Annotated in this window: 32 protein-coding genes; 2 read left to right on the forward strand and 30 right to left on the reverse strand. The window is 35.5% G+C overall.

Features of this window, described 5'->3' with window-relative positions; translation table 11 throughout:
• Positions 1–89: 89 nt before the first annotated feature.
• The 8 genes from JIN86_RS18375 to JIN86_RS18410 form a co-directional block, all read right to left on the reverse strand.
• Positions 90–425: an HNH endonuclease gene (locus tag JIN86_RS18375; protein WP_202342538.1), complete on the reverse strand. Its 336-nt coding sequence runs from the start codon at positions 423–425 to the stop codon at positions 90–92.
• Positions 426–429: 4 nt separating this feature from the next.
• The gene (locus JIN86_RS18380) at positions 430–696 is read right to left on the reverse strand and encodes a hypothetical protein (RefSeq protein WP_202342539.1); all 267 of its coding nucleotides are present in this window, start codon (positions 694–696) and stop codon (positions 430–432) included.
• Between the two features lie 3 nt (positions 697–699).
• Positions 700–915 (reverse strand): hypothetical protein, encoded by a 216-nt coding sequence (locus JIN86_RS18385; RefSeq protein ID WP_202342540.1) that lies wholly within the window; start codon positions 913–915, stop codon positions 700–702.
• Positions 916–1,095, reverse strand: coding sequence for a hypothetical protein (locus tag JIN86_RS18390; RefSeq protein WP_202342541.1), 180 nt, complete (start codon positions 1,093–1,095; stop codon positions 916–918).
• 110 nt (positions 1,096–1,205) lie between these two features.
• Entirely contained in the window at positions 1,206–1,622 is a 417-nt protein-coding gene (locus tag JIN86_RS18395) for a hypothetical protein (protein WP_202342542.1), read from the reverse strand.
• A 115-nt stretch (positions 1,623–1,737) separates the two neighbouring features.
• Positions 1,738–1,935: a hypothetical protein gene (locus tag JIN86_RS18400; protein WP_202342543.1), complete on the reverse strand. Its 198-nt coding sequence runs from the start codon at positions 1,933–1,935 to the stop codon at positions 1,738–1,740.
• Positions 1,936–2,217: 282 nt separating this feature from the next.
• Complete coding sequence (locus tag JIN86_RS18405; protein WP_202342544.1) at positions 2,218–2,559, reverse strand: SprT family zinc-dependent metalloprotease; 342 nt, start codon at positions 2,557–2,559, stop codon at positions 2,218–2,220.
• 22 nt (positions 2,560–2,581) lie between these two features.
• Positions 2,582–2,983, reverse strand: coding sequence for a hypothetical protein (locus JIN86_RS18410; RefSeq protein WP_202342545.1), 402 nt, complete (start codon positions 2,981–2,983; stop codon positions 2,582–2,584).
• 155 nt (positions 2,984–3,138) lie between these two features.
• On the opposite strand from JIN86_RS18410, the gene JIN86_RS23820 reads away from it, so the two are divergent.
• Positions 3,139–3,270: a hypothetical protein gene (locus tag JIN86_RS23820; RefSeq protein WP_255538215.1), complete on the forward strand. Its 132-nt coding sequence runs from the start codon at positions 3,139–3,141 to the stop codon at positions 3,268–3,270.
• Between the two features lie 23 nt (positions 3,271–3,293).
• Here JIN86_RS23820 and JIN86_RS18415 read toward each other — a convergent pair whose 3' ends face one another.
• The 22 genes from JIN86_RS18415 to JIN86_RS18520 all read right to left on the reverse strand — a co-directional run bounded on the left by JIN86_RS18415 (position 3,294) and on the right by JIN86_RS18520 (position 15,498).
• A complete protein-coding gene (locus JIN86_RS18415) occupies positions 3,294–4,040 on the reverse strand; it encodes a DNA cytosine methyltransferase (protein WP_202342613.1) in 747 nt (248 codons plus the stop codon).
• A 27-nt stretch (positions 4,041–4,067) separates the two neighbouring features.
• A complete protein-coding gene (locus JIN86_RS18420) occupies positions 4,068–4,589 on the reverse strand; it encodes a nucleoside triphosphate pyrophosphohydrolase family protein (RefSeq protein WP_202342546.1) in 522 nt (173 codons plus the stop codon).
• The gene (locus JIN86_RS18425) at positions 4,576–4,851 is read right to left on the reverse strand and encodes a DUF3310 domain-containing protein (protein WP_202342547.1); all 276 of its coding nucleotides are present in this window, start codon (positions 4,849–4,851) and stop codon (positions 4,576–4,578) included. The genes JIN86_RS18420 and JIN86_RS18425 overlap by 14 nt, the downstream gene beginning before the upstream one ends.
• Positions 4,851–5,228, reverse strand: coding sequence for a helix-turn-helix domain-containing protein (locus JIN86_RS18430; protein WP_202342548.1), 378 nt, complete (start codon positions 5,226–5,228; stop codon positions 4,851–4,853). Before JIN86_RS18430 ends, JIN86_RS18425 begins: the two co-directional genes overlap by 1 nt.
• Positions 5,209–5,448, reverse strand: coding sequence for a hypothetical protein (locus tag JIN86_RS18435; RefSeq protein WP_202342549.1), 240 nt, complete (start codon positions 5,446–5,448; stop codon positions 5,209–5,211). The genes JIN86_RS18430 and JIN86_RS18435 overlap by 20 nt, the downstream gene beginning before the upstream one ends.
• A 5-nt stretch (positions 5,449–5,453) precedes the next feature.
• On the reverse strand, positions 5,454–5,993 hold the full coding sequence (locus JIN86_RS18440) for an ERCC4 domain-containing protein (RefSeq protein WP_112117246.1): 540 nt from the start codon (positions 5,991–5,993) through the stop codon (positions 5,454–5,456).
• Positions 5,994–6,107: 114 nt separating this feature from the next.
• Entirely contained in the window at positions 6,108–6,536 is a 429-nt protein-coding gene (locus JIN86_RS18445; RefSeq protein WP_202342550.1) for a hypothetical protein, read from the reverse strand.
• The gene (locus tag JIN86_RS18450; protein ID WP_202342551.1) at positions 6,533–6,985 is read right to left on the reverse strand and encodes a PDDEXK family nuclease; all 453 of its coding nucleotides are present in this window, start codon (positions 6,983–6,985) and stop codon (positions 6,533–6,535) included. The genes JIN86_RS18445 and JIN86_RS18450 overlap by 4 nt, the downstream gene beginning before the upstream one ends.
• A 251-nt stretch (positions 6,986–7,236) precedes the next feature.
• The gene (locus JIN86_RS18455; protein WP_202342552.1) at positions 7,237–9,543 is read right to left on the reverse strand and encodes a phage/plasmid primase, P4 family; all 2,307 of its coding nucleotides are present in this window, start codon (positions 9,541–9,543) and stop codon (positions 7,237–7,239) included.
• Positions 9,544–9,927: 384 nt separating this feature from the next.
• Positions 9,928–10,329 (reverse strand): single-stranded DNA-binding protein, encoded by a 402-nt coding sequence (locus JIN86_RS18460; RefSeq protein ID WP_112117242.1) that lies wholly within the window; start codon positions 10,327–10,329, stop codon positions 9,928–9,930.
• The gene (locus JIN86_RS18465; RefSeq protein WP_233436291.1) at positions 10,326–10,967 is read right to left on the reverse strand and encodes an ERF family protein; all 642 of its coding nucleotides are present in this window, start codon (positions 10,965–10,967) and stop codon (positions 10,326–10,328) included. The genes JIN86_RS18460 and JIN86_RS18465 overlap by 4 nt, the downstream gene beginning before the upstream one ends.
• Before the next feature lie 12 nt (positions 10,968–10,979).
• Positions 10,980–11,360 (reverse strand): organic solvent tolerance protein OstA, encoded by a 381-nt coding sequence (locus tag JIN86_RS18470; RefSeq protein ID WP_237497353.1) that lies wholly within the window; start codon positions 11,358–11,360, stop codon positions 10,980–10,982.
• Positions 11,361–11,372: 12 nt separating this feature from the next.
• The gene (locus tag JIN86_RS18475; RefSeq protein WP_202342553.1) at positions 11,373–11,849 is read right to left on the reverse strand and encodes a siphovirus Gp157 family protein; all 477 of its coding nucleotides are present in this window, start codon (positions 11,847–11,849) and stop codon (positions 11,373–11,375) included.
• A complete protein-coding gene (locus JIN86_RS18480; protein ID WP_202342554.1) occupies positions 11,849–12,898 on the reverse strand; it encodes a hypothetical protein in 1,050 nt (349 codons plus the stop codon). Before JIN86_RS18480 ends, JIN86_RS18475 begins: the two co-directional genes overlap by 1 nt.
• Positions 12,895–13,074 carry a hypothetical protein gene (locus tag JIN86_RS18485; RefSeq protein WP_202342555.1) on the reverse strand — a complete coding sequence of 60 codons (180 nt, stop codon included), beginning with the start codon at positions 13,072–13,074 and terminating at the stop codon, positions 12,895–12,897. The genes JIN86_RS18480 and JIN86_RS18485 overlap by 4 nt, the downstream gene beginning before the upstream one ends.
• A gap of 14 nt (positions 13,075–13,088) precedes the next feature.
• Entirely contained in the window at positions 13,089–13,238 is a 150-nt protein-coding gene (locus tag JIN86_RS18490; RefSeq protein ID WP_202342556.1) for a hypothetical protein, read from the reverse strand.
• On the reverse strand, positions 13,198–13,632 hold the full coding sequence (locus JIN86_RS18495; protein ID WP_202342557.1) for a hypothetical protein: 435 nt from the start codon (positions 13,630–13,632) through the stop codon (positions 13,198–13,200). The genes JIN86_RS18490 and JIN86_RS18495 overlap by 41 nt, the downstream gene beginning before the upstream one ends.
• A gap of 100 nt (positions 13,633–13,732) precedes the next feature.
• Positions 13,733–13,897 carry a hypothetical protein gene (locus JIN86_RS18500; protein WP_202342558.1) on the reverse strand — a complete coding sequence of 55 codons (165 nt, stop codon included), beginning with the start codon at positions 13,895–13,897 and terminating at the stop codon, positions 13,733–13,735.
• Between the two features lie 96 nt (positions 13,898–13,993).
• Positions 13,994–14,260: a group-specific protein gene (locus tag JIN86_RS18505; RefSeq protein WP_202342559.1), complete on the reverse strand. Its 267-nt coding sequence runs from the start codon at positions 14,258–14,260 to the stop codon at positions 13,994–13,996.
• 15 nt (positions 14,261–14,275) lie between these two features.
• Positions 14,276–14,458, reverse strand: coding sequence for a helix-turn-helix domain-containing protein (locus tag JIN86_RS18510; protein ID WP_202342560.1), 183 nt, complete (start codon positions 14,456–14,458; stop codon positions 14,276–14,278).
• 27 nt (positions 14,459–14,485) lie between these two features.
• The gene (locus JIN86_RS18515) at positions 14,486–15,184 is read right to left on the reverse strand and encodes an ORF6C domain-containing protein (protein ID WP_237497354.1); all 699 of its coding nucleotides are present in this window, start codon (positions 15,182–15,184) and stop codon (positions 14,486–14,488) included.
• Positions 15,185–15,342: 158 nt separating this feature from the next.
• Positions 15,343–15,498 carry a hypothetical protein gene (locus tag JIN86_RS18520; RefSeq protein ID WP_202342562.1) on the reverse strand — a complete coding sequence of 52 codons (156 nt, stop codon included), beginning with the start codon at positions 15,496–15,498 and terminating at the stop codon, positions 15,343–15,345.
• A 349-nt stretch (positions 15,499–15,847) separates the two neighbouring features.
• On the opposite strand from JIN86_RS18520, the gene JIN86_RS18525 reads away from it, so the two are divergent.
• On the forward strand, positions 15,848–16,273 hold the full coding sequence (locus JIN86_RS18525; RefSeq protein WP_202342563.1) for a helix-turn-helix domain-containing protein: 426 nt from the start codon (positions 15,848–15,850) through the stop codon (positions 16,271–16,273).
• Positions 16,274–16,290: the final 17 nt, after the last annotated feature.

Here is a 16,290-nt window from a genome sequence, read left to right on the forward strand (position 1 = left end):
CGTTTTTTAAAGAAAATTTTTCAGACAATCGAGCCCATCACCGGTGCCCAAGTTTTTAAAAAAATTAAAACTTTTTGACCCGGGGGGTATTACCATTTTTCATCATCTCGCCATTTGTTTGGTTTACTGAACACTCGACCATGTATGCGGTTATGGCAATCAACGCAAAGTGTTTCGAGATTGTTTATGTCGAGTGCTAAGTCTGGATGATCTTCTAGTTCTTTGATGTGATGGACTACGAGTTGAATCTTCTTTCGTGTGCCGTCTTTGTTGAGTTCATTTGCATCATCGATTCGGACAAGACCATTACGTTTACATTCCTGGCATTCATTGTTGTCGCGTTTCTTTACTTCAGAGCGCAATTGTTTCCAGTCACCACTGTCGTAGAACTTTCGCTTTTGTTCGATTGATTTGTATTCTTGCATGATGTTAGTCGCTGCCTTCTGGATGTGTTGGCAATTCTCCATCGTAACTGATGCCACACTTATGACATTTCACTTCGTAATATGGACAACCATCGTCATCATAATGTTTTTCTGATGAGTAGTTTGGCTCATCGTTTGATTCAGTACTATCAATAGCATCTAACTCATCAGCCAATGCACCAACATGCTTTGCGATTGCTCGTAACTGTTGTTGTAATTTAGTTGTGTCACCTTCGACTTCAATGCTTAATGTACGTTTTGCTTTATCCATTGTTCATCCCTCCAACATTTTGTGTACTACTGCTGTACGAATAGTTGATGTTTCCTTATCGAAATATTGAATAGAGAAATTGTGTTGCCCATTCGATTCTGCATCAGATGTGTCGTATTTATATTCAATACCAATGATTCCTTTTATCTTCTTGCCATTAAGTGTTATCTTTGGTGGTTCATTAGCCGAACTCATTTTTATAATGATTTCGTTTGCCATTTACTCGCCCTCCACAACTCTTAGTGATTCAACTTGACGCTTCAACCGTTCTGTTAATATTTCAGGACATACATTAGATTGAATACCTTCAAATAAATTACCAACTCCATGATAAAGTGCCTTGAGTTTTGCATCTCTTTCGCGTTTCAGTTCATTAATTTCTTGTGATAAATCAATCATGATATTCAGCCCTCCACAATTCATAGTCCTACTGGCAAAGTCCATACGATACATCCATCGGACTTCATGGCATAAGAAAAAGCACTCCCGAAGGAATGCCTTATTAAAAATTATTTGTTCCAATCTGGAATCTTGAATGTTTTACATTCAACTGGTGAATGCGAAGAATTTAATTTAGCTATTACATTAGTAAATCTATCTTCAGCTTGAAGAAGTGTAATTATCTTAATTGCTTTCCATCTTTCAATACCTTGATTTTCAAGCCTATGCTCTATATCATAGTAACCTTTTAGTTGATTTAATTTTTCAGCATCAACAAAGTATTCATTTAGAATGCTAACAACAATTTCTTCATCTTCCTTACTGATTACTGATACATTAAATTCATCTTCAATTACTCTTTCTATCCCATTTAATAAACCATAAATAACATCATCACTTACAGGACATGTACTAGGGTCTATTCTTTTTTGAGTTCTGTACAATTCACCAAGTAATTTTGCATTCGCTAATGTGTTATTGTCCATTTGTAACACCTCCCATCTACCTATATCATAGACTGGAAAGGATTTACTGTGTGATAGGATTTTGATACATAATAAAAAGCCACACCTTGTTAAATGTGACTCTTCTAACCTTTGACTAAACTTCTTGACTATCCTTATAAACGAAGAACGTAGCACCAAAAAGCACAATTAGAAATAAGTATACAGGATTCGTATTCATATTCTTCATTTCAGCGAAAAACAAAGATCCTAACGTTATAAGCACTGCTAATAATAATATCACCATAATAACTTTATGGGTTGTGCTCATATAGCTATACTTTTCAAATATCATTTCTTCACCTCCCATCACCTACAATTGTAAATAAGGAGGAAACGAAAGTATGTAATACAATTTTGATATAAAAAAAGACTACCAATTTAGTAGTCTCAATTGCTTGTTTCCGACATGCACGTACAAGCGAACGTGTTTATTTTGTAATGGAAATTTTGTACGCATTTCCGTGCGCTTTTTGATACTCCTATAATATCTCGAATTTTCAATAGGTTCTATAATTTAATTACAACTTAACATTACATTAAGTTAGGTTTGGAATAGTATACTCTAATCGTTCGGTTATACTAAATTGTATTGCTCAAACCGATTGATTAGTTTCTCTTGAAATACTACATGCAATTCAGCAAATATAGCATTCCAGTGTTCGTTATGGTCTGCCTCTTTTCCCGCAATAACATGAGCTAATTCATGTGCTAAAATTTCTGTTGCATTTTCTAATGATAGCGTTGGATGTATTTCGATAACAACTCTCTCATTCGGATCATCAGGGAACAAAGTACAACCTAACGTTTCTTTTCCATCAGTCATTTGCATTCCAATAATGATGTCACAATCTGTGTCAGGATACCTTTCTTTGACTATTTCGAACAGAATTTCAATTGGATTGTTTATAAACCTCAAATTACTACCTCCTTGGGTTGATTCACCCGTTTACACTTTCAGCATATTTATACTTAACCATTTTCATAATCTGTGCATGTTTGTTGTAAATGTAGTTTGGGCTTTTATCTAACTCATCAGCAATAGAAATGAGCGTTTTACCTTCCACATGATGTTTGTACAATATTTGATTATCCAACCCTCTGAATGTATTAATCAGGTTTTTCATTTCCTCTAAGTCATTCATTTTATGTGCTAACTCACGTTCAGCAGCTTCAATAATTTCTTCTAATTGGGCTCCGTGACTTTCAGAAGTCAATTTTACTTTTGTTAAGTCACCTTCCACCCAACGTTTCAATTCCTTCTTACTACGTTCTAAATTAAATTCGATGTCTGCAATTTCATCCTCTAATTTTTGATAGTTTTTTAACCACTCGTAATGCATGTGCAGCACCTACCTTGTTTGTTTATTTCTTAATTCCAATCTTTATTAATAATTGGTATAATATTCTTATTCGTTCTTTTAAACAGGCTGTACAGTCTGAGCAGGTTGTCTCCACTGAGGAGGACTCAACGCCAACAAGTAAAGGAGCTGATATCATGAAAAAAACATTTACAACACCAAAAGGTTTATCGATAGTATTCTCATCGTTAGTCTGTGCCCTACAAGGTTTAGTGTTATCGTGTAATATCATGGTTTATAATAACTCCTTAGTTGAGGAGCCTGTTTAAGGGATACGATGTGCTTATAATGTTTAGCAATCAAACTTAACAATCGCCTCAAAAATCGGATAAATCTGTTGAGGAACAACCGCATTCCCTAAAGCTATCAATCTACTTTTGTCCAATTTTCTGGAAACCCCATCATCCACTCCACAAATGCCGGGTTCGGGTACTGACCAATGTAATTCGGAAACTTTTCTCCAATACTCCCAGGTAAGACTTTGCCATGCTTGCCACTGGCTTCTGAAGGTGCTAATGGTCGAATCTTTTTGTACGCTTGACTCGCTGCAGGTGTTCCTAGCAATGATAAAGACACGGTCTCTTTGATGTGGCGCTCCAACGGATTGAGCCGGTAATACGATACATTCGACTTCGTAGTTTTCAGATTCCAAATCGTTGATAACATCTGATAGTCCGTTGTTAACATGTCCAAATACGTTTTCTCCAACAAACCAATCAGCTTCGACTTCTTTAATGACTCTGAACACTTCATCCCATAAATATCTTTCGTCTTCTTCCCCTTGTTGATCTCCTGCGAGTGAATATGGTTGGCATGGGTATCCTGCGGAAACAATTCTAATTGAATCAACATCTATACCCCTTTCTATTAATGACTGTCTTGTTATTGTTTTTATATCTGTAAATAACGGTGTGTCTGGCCAATGTTTTTTTAGTACCTTTTGACAAAATTCTTCTATATCACAATGAGCTACTGTTTGTATTCCGGCCCATTCAGCTGCTAATGAGATCCCGCCAATACCTGAACATAAATCAAGCATTTTCCATACCACGGTCATTACCTCCTACTACATATCTACACGCTTTTTACTATCCTCAACATTGAATGATTCCGGATAACGCATTTTCAATTTATCGATGCTCATTTCGCAAATATGTTCAAGTGAAGAATCGTACATTACAGCCAATATGGTTAAATTTTTAATTAACATTTTTAATGCTAATTTAACTTTGGATAAATTCAATTCATGACGATGATATATAAACTTTTTAACTTGTTCTGAAATCTCACCTGAAAGGATGATGATTTTTTCTATTACCTTTTCTTTTGGGCCTTCCACAGTATAATTAGCTAATGGCTCGTATGTTTCATTCAAGAAGGTTAATAGCCCAAACGCATAATGTGATACATCACCGATTTCCTTTAGAATCGCCTCACGATCATTAGCAGCACTCAATACCTCTGCACATTCACCAATCAACCCTAAAGCGTAATTTGTTAAGCCGTTTTCATACTCAATGTTGTTTTTCGGCTCACCTTTGAAAGGCATTGTACGCTTCGATAACTCTTGAAATTTATTTAGTTCCATTCTGCATTTCCTCCAATTTGGATTTATTCAATTCAATTAACTTTTCTATATAAACAATTGCTTTTTCTAAATCTCGAACGTTGTAGCCATTCTTTTTTCCATATCGAGTTAGATATTTAATTGCATTGATTCTATGAAAACCGATACATTCATCTAAGTTGAAATTTTCATCAGCAAACGCCCACACATCAATTTTGCCTTCATGATAGTGATCTGAATCTGGTCTATTCTCAGTATTCTTGATATGCTCATTTGTTGGCATCAACTTATCACCTTTCTTCTCCTCAAATTATTCTTAGTAATAATTCCATTTTTCTTTTTCCAATTTCTAATTGTGCATGGTGATACTTTGAACATTTCAGCGATTTCTCTATCCAATTTTTTATCCTTTTTTAAATCCAAATACTCAGCTTTAGTCAACGTAAATATTGGCTTTGGACCAGATTTTTTATTTTTTGAATCAGCTTTAATAATCCTTCGCTTATTCACCAGTTGCATTAACTTGTCACCATACTTGCGGAGCTGTTTACAATTGGAACAATGATTATATTCATTGGCTGCCTGACAATTACATTTGTTTGTAAGTGCATCAACCTTTTTCAATATCTCAATGCGTTTCTCAAGCATTTCTGCGTTCATCTACATCCCACACTCCCCTCTCAATCCAACCCTCGTTCAAATACTGCTGAATCCATTCGAAATCGTAAGGCATGATAATACTGACTTCGCATTCATCGACTGTCATGAACAATTCGATATACTTTGTAAATGGATTAGGTATGGCCTTCCACAATCTATTCTGAGGTTGCTTCTTACTTTTCACTGACTGAACAATAGGAATCCCATTGCGCATGTTCACGATGGTTAGAAAACACCTTTCTTCAAAGCGTATTTCATATGCTGTTTGAATCTGTTGTAAATGTTGTGACCAATCATTTTTTTAGACATTGGGACTATTTCAAAATTGTACTTAGCTTTAAATGATTCCAATCTACCTTTTAAAGCTTTAGGATCATAAGCGCTACGGTAATCACCAGTAGCTATTTTTTCATCAAAATCTAATTCTTCAACAAATAGTACGAATCGACTTCCTTGACTACGAATTAACTCATTTTCAAATGCCTGTTGCGTATCTTTTTGTAAATTACCAGTTATCTCATCCACTCCGTTTTTGCGTTCCACAAAACTGTTAAGATAAATGTCTCTTGGCACTCCCAAATCTTCATTTTTTGGTATCATACATCCATAATCACCAACATCCAATTTTCTAGTTTGAAAAGGTATATCACGTGCAACGAAATATTCTTTGATGTGTTCATTTGATTTCTCACGAGTGTCAATTACGATTGTGAGCGTCTTTAAAATTTTATTAATTTCCGTCTCTGTGTAAGCATAATGAATCATACTAAACCTCCCAGCTTATCTTTGAACCTATCTAGTGTTTTGTATTTCGATAGATAAACATAAAAGTTGATACATAAATCACTTTCGTATAAAACGTCTAGAATCGATTGAAAATTACTTATTTTGATTAGCATATAAAACAGCTCTCTCGTACAATTTTTTCTTCATTGCATTTGAAGTTTTATTTTCATATTGTCGATAATCTTCATAAATGTCGTTCCATCCGTTTTTAGCTAGTGTCTCTTGCCACTCTATAAACAGGGTCAATGCTTCAACATCTGTGCATATCCATTTGTTTAGCTTTTGATTATGCTGCCATCCACAAGATTGATGCACCATCATTCGCATGTGTATTTCAATTGCTTTAGCACCTTCCCATGATTTAAACCAATTTTTAATTTGTGGAAAAATAAGTTCAAACGCCTTTAATGTTGCATTTGGAACAAGTTGATAGTTCTCTAATTTCGGTGAACCGTCTGGTAAAACAACAAATTCTGCACCCGATTTCCATATCTCACTCAAAACTTTTAAAATCTGAGTCATGGCTTTTCTCCATGTTCAAATCGTGCCTGTTTAGCTTTATCTACAGCAATGTTATAGGTTTCTAAATCAATACCAAAACGCATCATATCTATCCAGGCCTTATTAAAATCAGGTCCATCTTTATCACAGAAATAATAAGCATGTTCAAATTTCGACATCATCATTACACCTATTTTTCTTAACTGAGTACTGACATTATCTAGGTAGATCGCTTTTCTAATACCTAATTCGTCATTCATATTTCCTTTAACCTCAACAAACCATTCATCACCATTAGCTAGTTTTATTTCAAAGTCAGGAAGATACCAACCAAATTCAAGAAGATCATAACCTTCTTTTTCGTATTCCCATTCAATACCTAGTGCATCAAAGAATACTGCCCAACGAGCTTCTAATCGACTCCGAAATCTATAACCTTTGTAAACAGTTTCAATCGCTTTTATATTCATTTTTCACCTCGTAAAATATCACTTAGGGACAGTCGGGAGGGTTTGAACCCTTTTTTCATAAACTTTTCTATATATATTTTTTTAAAATAAATTACCTACTTTACTATAAAAACTATCCCTACTATCCCTTTTATCCTTAAGATAGAATCAAAATCATAAAAAAAGTATTATTAAATAAGGGTTTAAGCCACTTTTTGATTCAGGGAGGGTTGAGTTTCAAACTATCCCTAAACCTTCCCTAAACTCTCCCTCTAGTCACCAGTTTTGAAGAAACCAGTGTCATACTTTTCTAAAAGTCGTACACCTGCATAGTGCATTGTTCCGTTTGTTTTGATTTTGTTGAATTTTTTTCCCATTTCACGACCAAATTTTGTACTCGACATCATATACTGACCATTGTCACTTGCCCAATTTTTATATTCGTTGAAAAGAGTTTTTGCTGGTACTCGAAATTGAGGAGCTTTTATACAACATTCCTCAATGAAACACTCGATACTATCCATTTCAACGCGATACTCTTGACGCTGCTGTTTAATAATTTCAGGTTCTTTTAAACCATCCTTTTGCCATTTTAAATATCCTTCAACAGCCCAATTTAAAATTGCAGTAATTTCACGTTTCAACTTATTAGTTAAGTTGTAATCAATTTTATTTTCAGGAATTTGAACAGTGAATGGAATGATAGCTAGACGTCTCCAAATTCCGTCATCAGTGCCACGAATAATCGGTTTATGGTTAGTGGCCATCCACAGTTTGAATTGTGGTTCAAAATCAAATTCGTTTTCGTAAAGAAAGCGAGCTGTAACCTTATCGCCACCAGTTAACTGTTTAACTAACCCTTCGTCTAATCGAACACCCTCGTTAGGTTCTGTAGTAGTTACTAACCTGGCACCAGCTAATCTTGCAATGTCACTATTCGCTCCACTAGATTGTTGTTTCACCATGATTGTTTGGGGCTGTATATTCGTTGCATAGCTACCAAACATTTCAGTGATAATGTCCAAGAAAACCGATTTACCATTACGACCATTCCCATACAAAATGAACATCATTTGTTCTTGGGTGCTTCCTGATAACGAGTAACCTACAGCTCGATGCATGTAATCAATCAAAGCCTTATCTCCATCAAATATTTGATCTAAAAACTCAAGCCATAAAGAGCAACCAATCTTGTCCGTGAATTCCACATTCGAAATCTTTGTGAAATACTTTGATTTGTCATGCTCCATCAATGTAGATGTTTTTAAATCAAGGTAACCATTTTGCACATTGAACAAATCGATATCACTATCGAACTGTGAAGGCTTTACCGATGTTAAATGCTCAGTTTCTTTCAACATATTTGTTTTGCCTTTACTGCTTCGAGTTGCTTTGATGTGTTTTATAAAGTTCTTTCGAACCTCTTCTTCATCTGCTCCCTCTGGAATAAAAAGCACTTCGTTTTTCATTTTTTCAACTGTTTTATCAACCAACATTTTAATCATGCCTTCTTGGTCAATTTGCCATATCTTTCCGTCATAGTAGTACCAATTTTTGCGAATGTATGAATAGCGAATGTAATCTCCATATGCGTCTCTTAAACGTTGCGCATTTCCTGTATCATCAAAACTGTAATACTTTCGTTCAACTTTTTTTGTATTACCTTCTAGTGAAAAAACATCTAAATCTCCGTCTTTTCGCGGTTCAGGATCAAACGTATTTGTACAATCTGCTATTGCCTTTCTTAAAGTCTCATCTCCATAAGTGGAGGAATTCTGTTCCCTATCCCATTTATCACGCATAAGTGATGAACGACGAAAAATACTATCCATCATGTTATAATCACAGTTTGTCCAGAAAGCTAAATCATTACAGAATGACATATCTGCTTCAGATTGAGAGTTGTAAAATTGCTCCCAACCACCATTCATAAATACTTGAAAACGTCCACCAATTTTACTTTTTGTTGCGATGTTTATTAATTCATCTTCAGTAAATTTCGTACCATATGAGGCGTTCGTTTCATTCCGACTTTCTGGAACTTTCGGTTTATGCAGGTATTTATTGTGGAGGTAATTAATTTTGTTGAACTCATCTTCTTCCACACGGGTATATATCCCGATTTGGTTGCCAGTCATAACGAAAAAACGACCACTATCGTACATTTCAATATTCCCACGTCTGCGAGCACCCTCTGGTAATTCACCTTTTGCAATTATATGAATGCCATTGCCACTTACCGAAATCTCACTATAGCTGCACATCATATCGATAAATTCAGAAACGATGTTATTATCGTGGTCATCATTATGAAACCTTTCGATTTCTTCTTTAACACTATCAATATCAATGCCGAAATATGGAGTTTTGAAGAAAAAACCTAATCCATCTAAATTGAATTTTTCAATAGCCTCTAATGCTGTTTCGAAATCAGACCAGGTATTTTCATCATTACTCTTTGCAAGTGAGCCATCATAAGCACTCACTGGAATTTTCGTCATTTTATCTTCACGTGGTTGTAGCTTAAAGCAACACCACTGTTTTAATTCTTTTAATTCTTCTGGTATTGCCCCGTACACTATATCCACCTCCAACCTTTAAAATCGTAATATCCTTCCATTGATGCTCTCCTCTAATTGACAGTTTCATTACAAAATAGTATATTTAGGTTAATGTTACCAACTAACTAACCTATAGAATCCACACATGGGAACCAATGATAGTTTCATGGTTTATTATCCGTGTATATTTTCTAAGGTGGTGGTAATATGCGAATTAAATTCAGCTTAGATGTTGATTTTGAGTTGCCTGTAGAGACTGTATGGTTTCTAATGGCAATAGCAGAAATTGCGCTTGGTCTCTGACCTAGTGCTTTTTTTATTCCACATTTACCGATTTTTTCATTGTTTTTAGGTATAAAAAAGAGAAGTCCGCCTAAAACAGACCTCTCTATGAAATTTTTATTAGAATGGAAGATTATCTTCTGATACTTCGATTGGTCCTTTATTGTTAGCAAATGGATCCTCATGCCCCCCCTGATTACCCTGTCCTCCCTTACTACCTAGGAACTCAATGCGATCGACCATAACGTCGGTAGTGTATACTCGTTGTCCATCCTTTTCATAACTACCTGTTTGCAAGCGACCAACCACACCAACTTGACTCCCTTTTTGTTGGTAGTTGGCTAGATTTTCAGCAGTCTTTTTAAATGCTTTGCACTGAATAAAATCTGCTTCACGTTCACCATTTTGATTAGTAAAATCTCGATTTACAGCAAGTGTGAAAGTACAAATAGCAACACCACCTTGACTGTATCGCAATTCCGGATCTTTCGTTAAACGTCCGATTAAGTTAATTGTATTCATTGTTTGCCTCCTATTTTAGAAGTTAGATAATCTATCAACTTCATAGCTTCTTGTTTTGTTAATTGATTCGACATTTTATTAATACCTAATTCTTTTGTAGCGTTTTTGAAGGTGATATTCTGAGATTCATTATTAATTTTCGATAACTCTGCAACTTTGCCAGTAATCATTTTTAACTGTGCAGCACTTAATTTTTCGACGCCTCCATTATTAGTTGTCTTTTGTTTATCATCAACTGTGGAAGCACTATTACCATCATCGTCTTCATCTGATGTAATTCCGAATACTGCCGAAAGACTATAACGTTTTAAGTAAGTAATTACTGAACCAGTAGCTTGTGCATCGTTTTTAGCTGGAGTTGTAAAAATGGGTTCCATTTGGATGTATTCACCACTAGAGTGCATTAAAACTGTTACTACACCAACTTTATTATCTTGGTTAATCGGATATTGAATAAATGATAGTCCGTGTTTTGGTGCGATTTCAGTGATGGCTTCCACTACATTTTCCAACGGTACGTACTTGGATTTAAAAAATGGATTAGCTTTATCTTTTAAAGGTTGCTTAACCTCTCCTTGAAAGAGAGAGAGGGCCTTCGCTAACTCTGCAATTGATTCTGATTTGTTAATGACCTCCACACTCCTTTTCTATTAAAATGGCACGTTTTCAGTAGGTGTATCTTGCTTTGCTTGTACATCTGCAAATGGATCCTCGAATTCTGGTAATTCTTCATCATTTTCAACTGTTACACTGCCATCATGATTGACTGTATAAGGAACACCTTCATGCACTTCTTCAATGCTCATTTGGCCATCTGGAGCATCATCCTTCGGTTTGCCTTCCATAACCTCTTTAGGAGTACCGTATTGATAAGTTAAATCCACAAGGAAATACTGGCCGTACTTGTTGTACTTCTCGCTGATTTTGTTCATGATAAGTGCTTCGTTTTCTTTAGCAGTAACTACAATTTCCTCTGCTTCTTCGCGTGTATCTGCATAATGCTGCTCTTTTTGATTGAGTAATTTTTTCAATTGTTTTTCCTCCTATCGAATACTTAAAGATTGATTTTCAACAAGTTGAGCACCTTCGATTTGCTCGCCTGCTTTTAGTGCTTTAGCTAATTCGGAACGACTGATTGTCTTCTCCACTTTGATAAACTGTGGAGGGATAGCTGCATCGTTTTCGATTTGTACTGATGTTGATTTACGGAAGCTGAACGTGAATTTTTCTGTCTTAACTCGATTGCCTTCCACAGTTAATAAGGCATCTGCCATATTCTCTTTAATACGAGCAAGGTTACTTTCCATGGCTTTGCGACGATCTGCTAATCGCTTTTCCTCAGATTTAATACCAGCAATGTCTGATTCAATATTTTTAAGCACCATGGCATAGCCTTCTAGCTTTTCACCAATATCACCAATGATTTGTGAGAGTGCTAGTTCAAAACCTTCAACATTATTTTCTTCAATAAAATTTTGAAGCATTTTGTACTGGTCTGTTAATTCGTAAAGAGTAGCCATTATTGACTCACCTCGTATTTAGCGTTAGTGTCGTTGATTATAAATACACCACTGTCTTCTTTATGAAAATCATGATTGCATTGTATTAAATCATCTGTATCAACAGGTTTATGATTAAAATCCACTTCGCCATTTGTACGGACTTCTAAATTCATTCCCATTACAACTTCATTCGGCTGCACCGCCTGTTCAAACTCACTCACATCAAGACCAAGCGCTCGTCCAAGTGCAATGGCTTTGCCAATATATTCGTTGAATACGTCAGATGGATTGCATTTTGAAATACCAAAATCAGCTGTATCTAATTTGTAAGCGATAATAGCATTGTCATGAATGTTGATGTGAGTATCTTTATCATGCTTATCAATAAATTCTTTCGCCTTCTCAATAATTGCAGCACGTTGTTGATTTCGTGTTAGTGGTTCAATTGTTTCGTCCACAATTGGAATTTGTGGATTCAGTCCACCTTCGATTAGTTCGTAGACATAATATCCATCTACATATTCTCCATCTACAGGATATTCAGTACCAGAATCTGCTGTATGACTCAACTTATTTTCTTCTATATTTTTACCCTTAAAAACTTTGTACGGTTTTCCGTCTGTAATTTGAGGATGTCTACTTCCGTAGAAAACAATTACATCACCCTCATACACTTCACGGTCAACCTTGCGATATTGCTGACCTTCAAATTCGATAATGTCCTCTACAGTATTAATTGTGGAAGGCTCACTCAACACTTCGTTCATCACATCTCGCATTGTTTTACGGCCATCACGTAATTCATGAACAATTAGCTTTAATTCAGCTACTTCGTTTTCTAATGCTGTGATGCGTTGATTTTTGGTTGGCTTTGTTTCAACTAGTTCAAATCTTTCTTCATCAAACGAGTGTGATGAACCCTTTTCATTAATAATTTGAACAGTATGATGGAATGGGAAAACTTCTTGCACTTCGTATGGTTTGTTTATTTTGTAATCAAATTGTTTAGCAACATGCTCGTTTTCTTTATTGAAAATCACCTTGTCCCCAACATTAAACTTTGTCATTTCGCATCCTCCTGTGGTACACTACCAGTGTCATATAATTTATCTTGCTCGCCATTGGTTGCCGCCTTTGACGAGTTTTTTTGCGCCTCCATTTGGGCATTCTGTGCATCCTCGATGTCTTGCCAGTAATCTGATTCTCTGTCGTATACATCAGCGTGTGTGTGGCCTATACGCAATCAATCACCTCCCTTCATGATTGAGCAGCACGTTTAAGCGCCAGTGTTTTAAGCAACGTTGTGTATAAGGCATCTTCTAACGGTTGTCCTTCGACTTTGGTAACACCGAACTTCTGCAGCTGTTCAATGACTGCTTTGCGTTTCAATTGATCCACTATCGACATTTAGGTAATATCCCTCCGTGAATGCTTTGACTTCTTCAACCCCATCAATCAAACCTAATACACGTTGCTGCTTAAGCTTGTACTCTTTTTGCTTGATTGATAGATGACTATCAAATGGTAGGTCTGGCTCGCCTTCCATAGCATCAATTGCAATGATTGTTAGCTCATTACTTTCTTGTTCAATCATTTCGTCAAGATGCTCAATCAGTTTGGTCCGTTCCTCCACAATTAATGGAGTTTCGATGCTTTTTGCTAAATCAACCTTTTGCTCATCTGGCATATACGAATAGAATTCGCTATCATAAATATGTTTTCTTTCACCTGTTTCAGGATCTTGAACCTCTACAGAAATAATGTTGTGTTTACGACCTAAAATATTTAATCGTGCTTTCATTCTCCCAACCTCCAAATAGTTTGATAGATTTACTTCTGACGTGCTGCTACTGCTCTAGCCATTGTCTTAGCGATTAGTTCGACAGGGACAGGTTTAATTTTCATTGAACTCCCCTCTCCAACTCGTTTTCTTGAAATCGCTCAATCTTCGCTACAATATGATGCCATTGCTGTATTTCTGTAGCATTTAATATCCGTGGTAATTCACCATACCGAATCATGATTTTGCTATTACTACGTGTGATGATCTTGTTTCCGTTGGACATTTAATTCACCACCTAGCGTTTTTTTGCTCGCTTATTCAACTCAGCCTGCTTAACCTCATCCGACATTGCATTCCAATCAGCTACTTTGTATTTCATTTAATTCACCCTTTCTAAAATCCAGTTTCGTAAAAACATCTCAACTTCTTTTGCTGGGTAATACCATTTACCTCCAATCTTTGCTTTCGGAAAATTTTTATCATGAAAGAAGTTTTCCTGAATGCTATTCCAACTCATACATGTTCTCCGTTTAAGTTCATTAGAATCCCAAAATGCTAAAGATGCATCATATTCATCTAACTTTTTATTTATCGCATCTAAATAGATTTGTTTGGCTTCTGCATCATTCACTTGAACTTGAAACATTTAGTTCACCTCTCTCTAAATGTTTAAAATTTTTCTAATGTGTTTGATATGTTCTTGCGCCTTTGGTCCATCTTTACGACCACGAATGATGTCTGAAAGATATGCGTTGGAAATACCAACCATTGCAGCAAGCTCTTTTTGACTCATCTTTTTTTTGAATAATTCACTTCTTACTTGAGCACCTAAATCCTCTGACATGGCATAGCCTCCTTTCTGTTAAAAAGTTCATCCAAAAGCCATTTGGCTATTACAACTGTCAATTTCAATCTGAAGTGATGTGGAAGGCCTCCATAAGCTAATAAATCTCAATGCTTCCTCATACTTTACTTTTGGTATATCTCCGTACCTCGGAACTTTAAAATATTGCTTGAACTCATTCCAGAATGCGGAGAACACTTTTTTACTGATTTCTTGATAAGCAATTGAATCTTTCCCACCAAGAGCATGAACAATTGATTGTTTAGCAGCCTGTTGAATTTCTTGTTGTTGTAGCCCATCTATTCGGATGGTCTCTTTTAGGTAGTCCACATCTGTCTTGATTTCCTTGATAGCCTGTTCATGTTCCAACGCTGCTTTTAGTGCTAGCTCTAAACTGTTGTATTGAGGTAATTGCTGTTTGTAGTGTTTTTCCACCTCAATGAAATATTGTCGTGCCTGTTTGCCTTTTTCATTACGCTGAATCATGGAAATTTCTTTGGCCATGTCAATTTTTAAAGCATGGTCTTGAGTAGGTCTGCCTCCTTGAGGTTTTTCACTTTTTTGTGACAAACCTATAAAATCAATGTTCTCAACAAACCCATACTCAATCATTCGTTCGAACCATTGTGTGTATGGTGTTTTCACTTCTAAAAACTCATGAAGTTCACGGCCACTTACAATGATTTCCCCTTGCTCATTAGTTGTTGTTGTGATTAATTGATTCAAATTGTTTTCCTCCTTTCGCCTACCTTTTGTTACAATTTGGGTAGAAAGGTAGGTGATACATATGGTGAAAGATTTTGAGTACTTTCGTAATGAAGTTATTACTGAAGAAAAATTAAAAGAAATTATTTCTCTTTCTAAAGAAAATGCTGATCTACTTACTAACGAAAGGGATTTTTTAGTAACTTTTTCAGCCAACTTCTCCATGTACCTTTTGGCTGAATATCATGAGTGGATAACTCGATCGTGATTCCTTTAATTTTTTTGTCCTCATTTGTTGTTACAGCAACTTGTGAGGATTTTTTCTGTTCCTCCACACTTTTCACCTCATCTTCCATTAAAAATCTATACCGTCATTGGCTCGGTATCACAGCGCTTTACTGAATTGGAAAATTTTTAAGCTAAATTATTAGCGAATTACGTTGACTAAATTTAGTCTTTAATATAGAATGTAAACATAGCTAAATAAGACTTTTCAAAAGCCTTTAAATCAACATTTAAACCGTTCCCCAACGTAAAATGTTTATAAATAGGTAGTGTTTTTTATTGTCTTTTTAGCCAATTAATTAGCTTATGAACAAAGTATATTAGTCTATGAACTAAAAGTCAAATAATTTTAGTTAAAAGATTAAAAACTTTTACTCATAAGTCATGAGGATGGTTGGTATGACTACATTTGATAGATTAAAAAAACTTTGTGAAGAACAAAAAATCTCTATTGTTGAATTAGAAGAAAAACTAGATTTTGGCAGAAATTCTCTCTATGGTTGGAAAAAGAAAGTTCCAAATGGTGCTAACTTAGAGAAAGTAGCAGATTATTTCGATGTATCCGTAGACTACCTGTTAGGCCGTACAGATAAAAAGCGTTACTACGATTTAACTGAAAAAGATGAACTTTCTATCCAAAGAGAACTTAAGAAAAGAATTAATGGCGAGGATGTAGAAAATGCATTCGCAGCCTTTGATGGGAGAGTTTTAGAAGATTTAGATGAAGAAGATAGAGAATTATTAATAGCTTCTTGGGAAAATACTTTACGTTTAACTAAACGTATAGCGAAACAGAAGTTTACACCTAAAAAATATAGAGATTAAAGTACGGTGGTGTTTGT

The organism is Lysinibacillus sp. HST-98, from assembly GCF_016757845.1.
GTDB lineage: Bacteria > Bacillota > Bacilli > Bacillales_A > Planococcaceae > Lysinibacillus > Lysinibacillus capsici.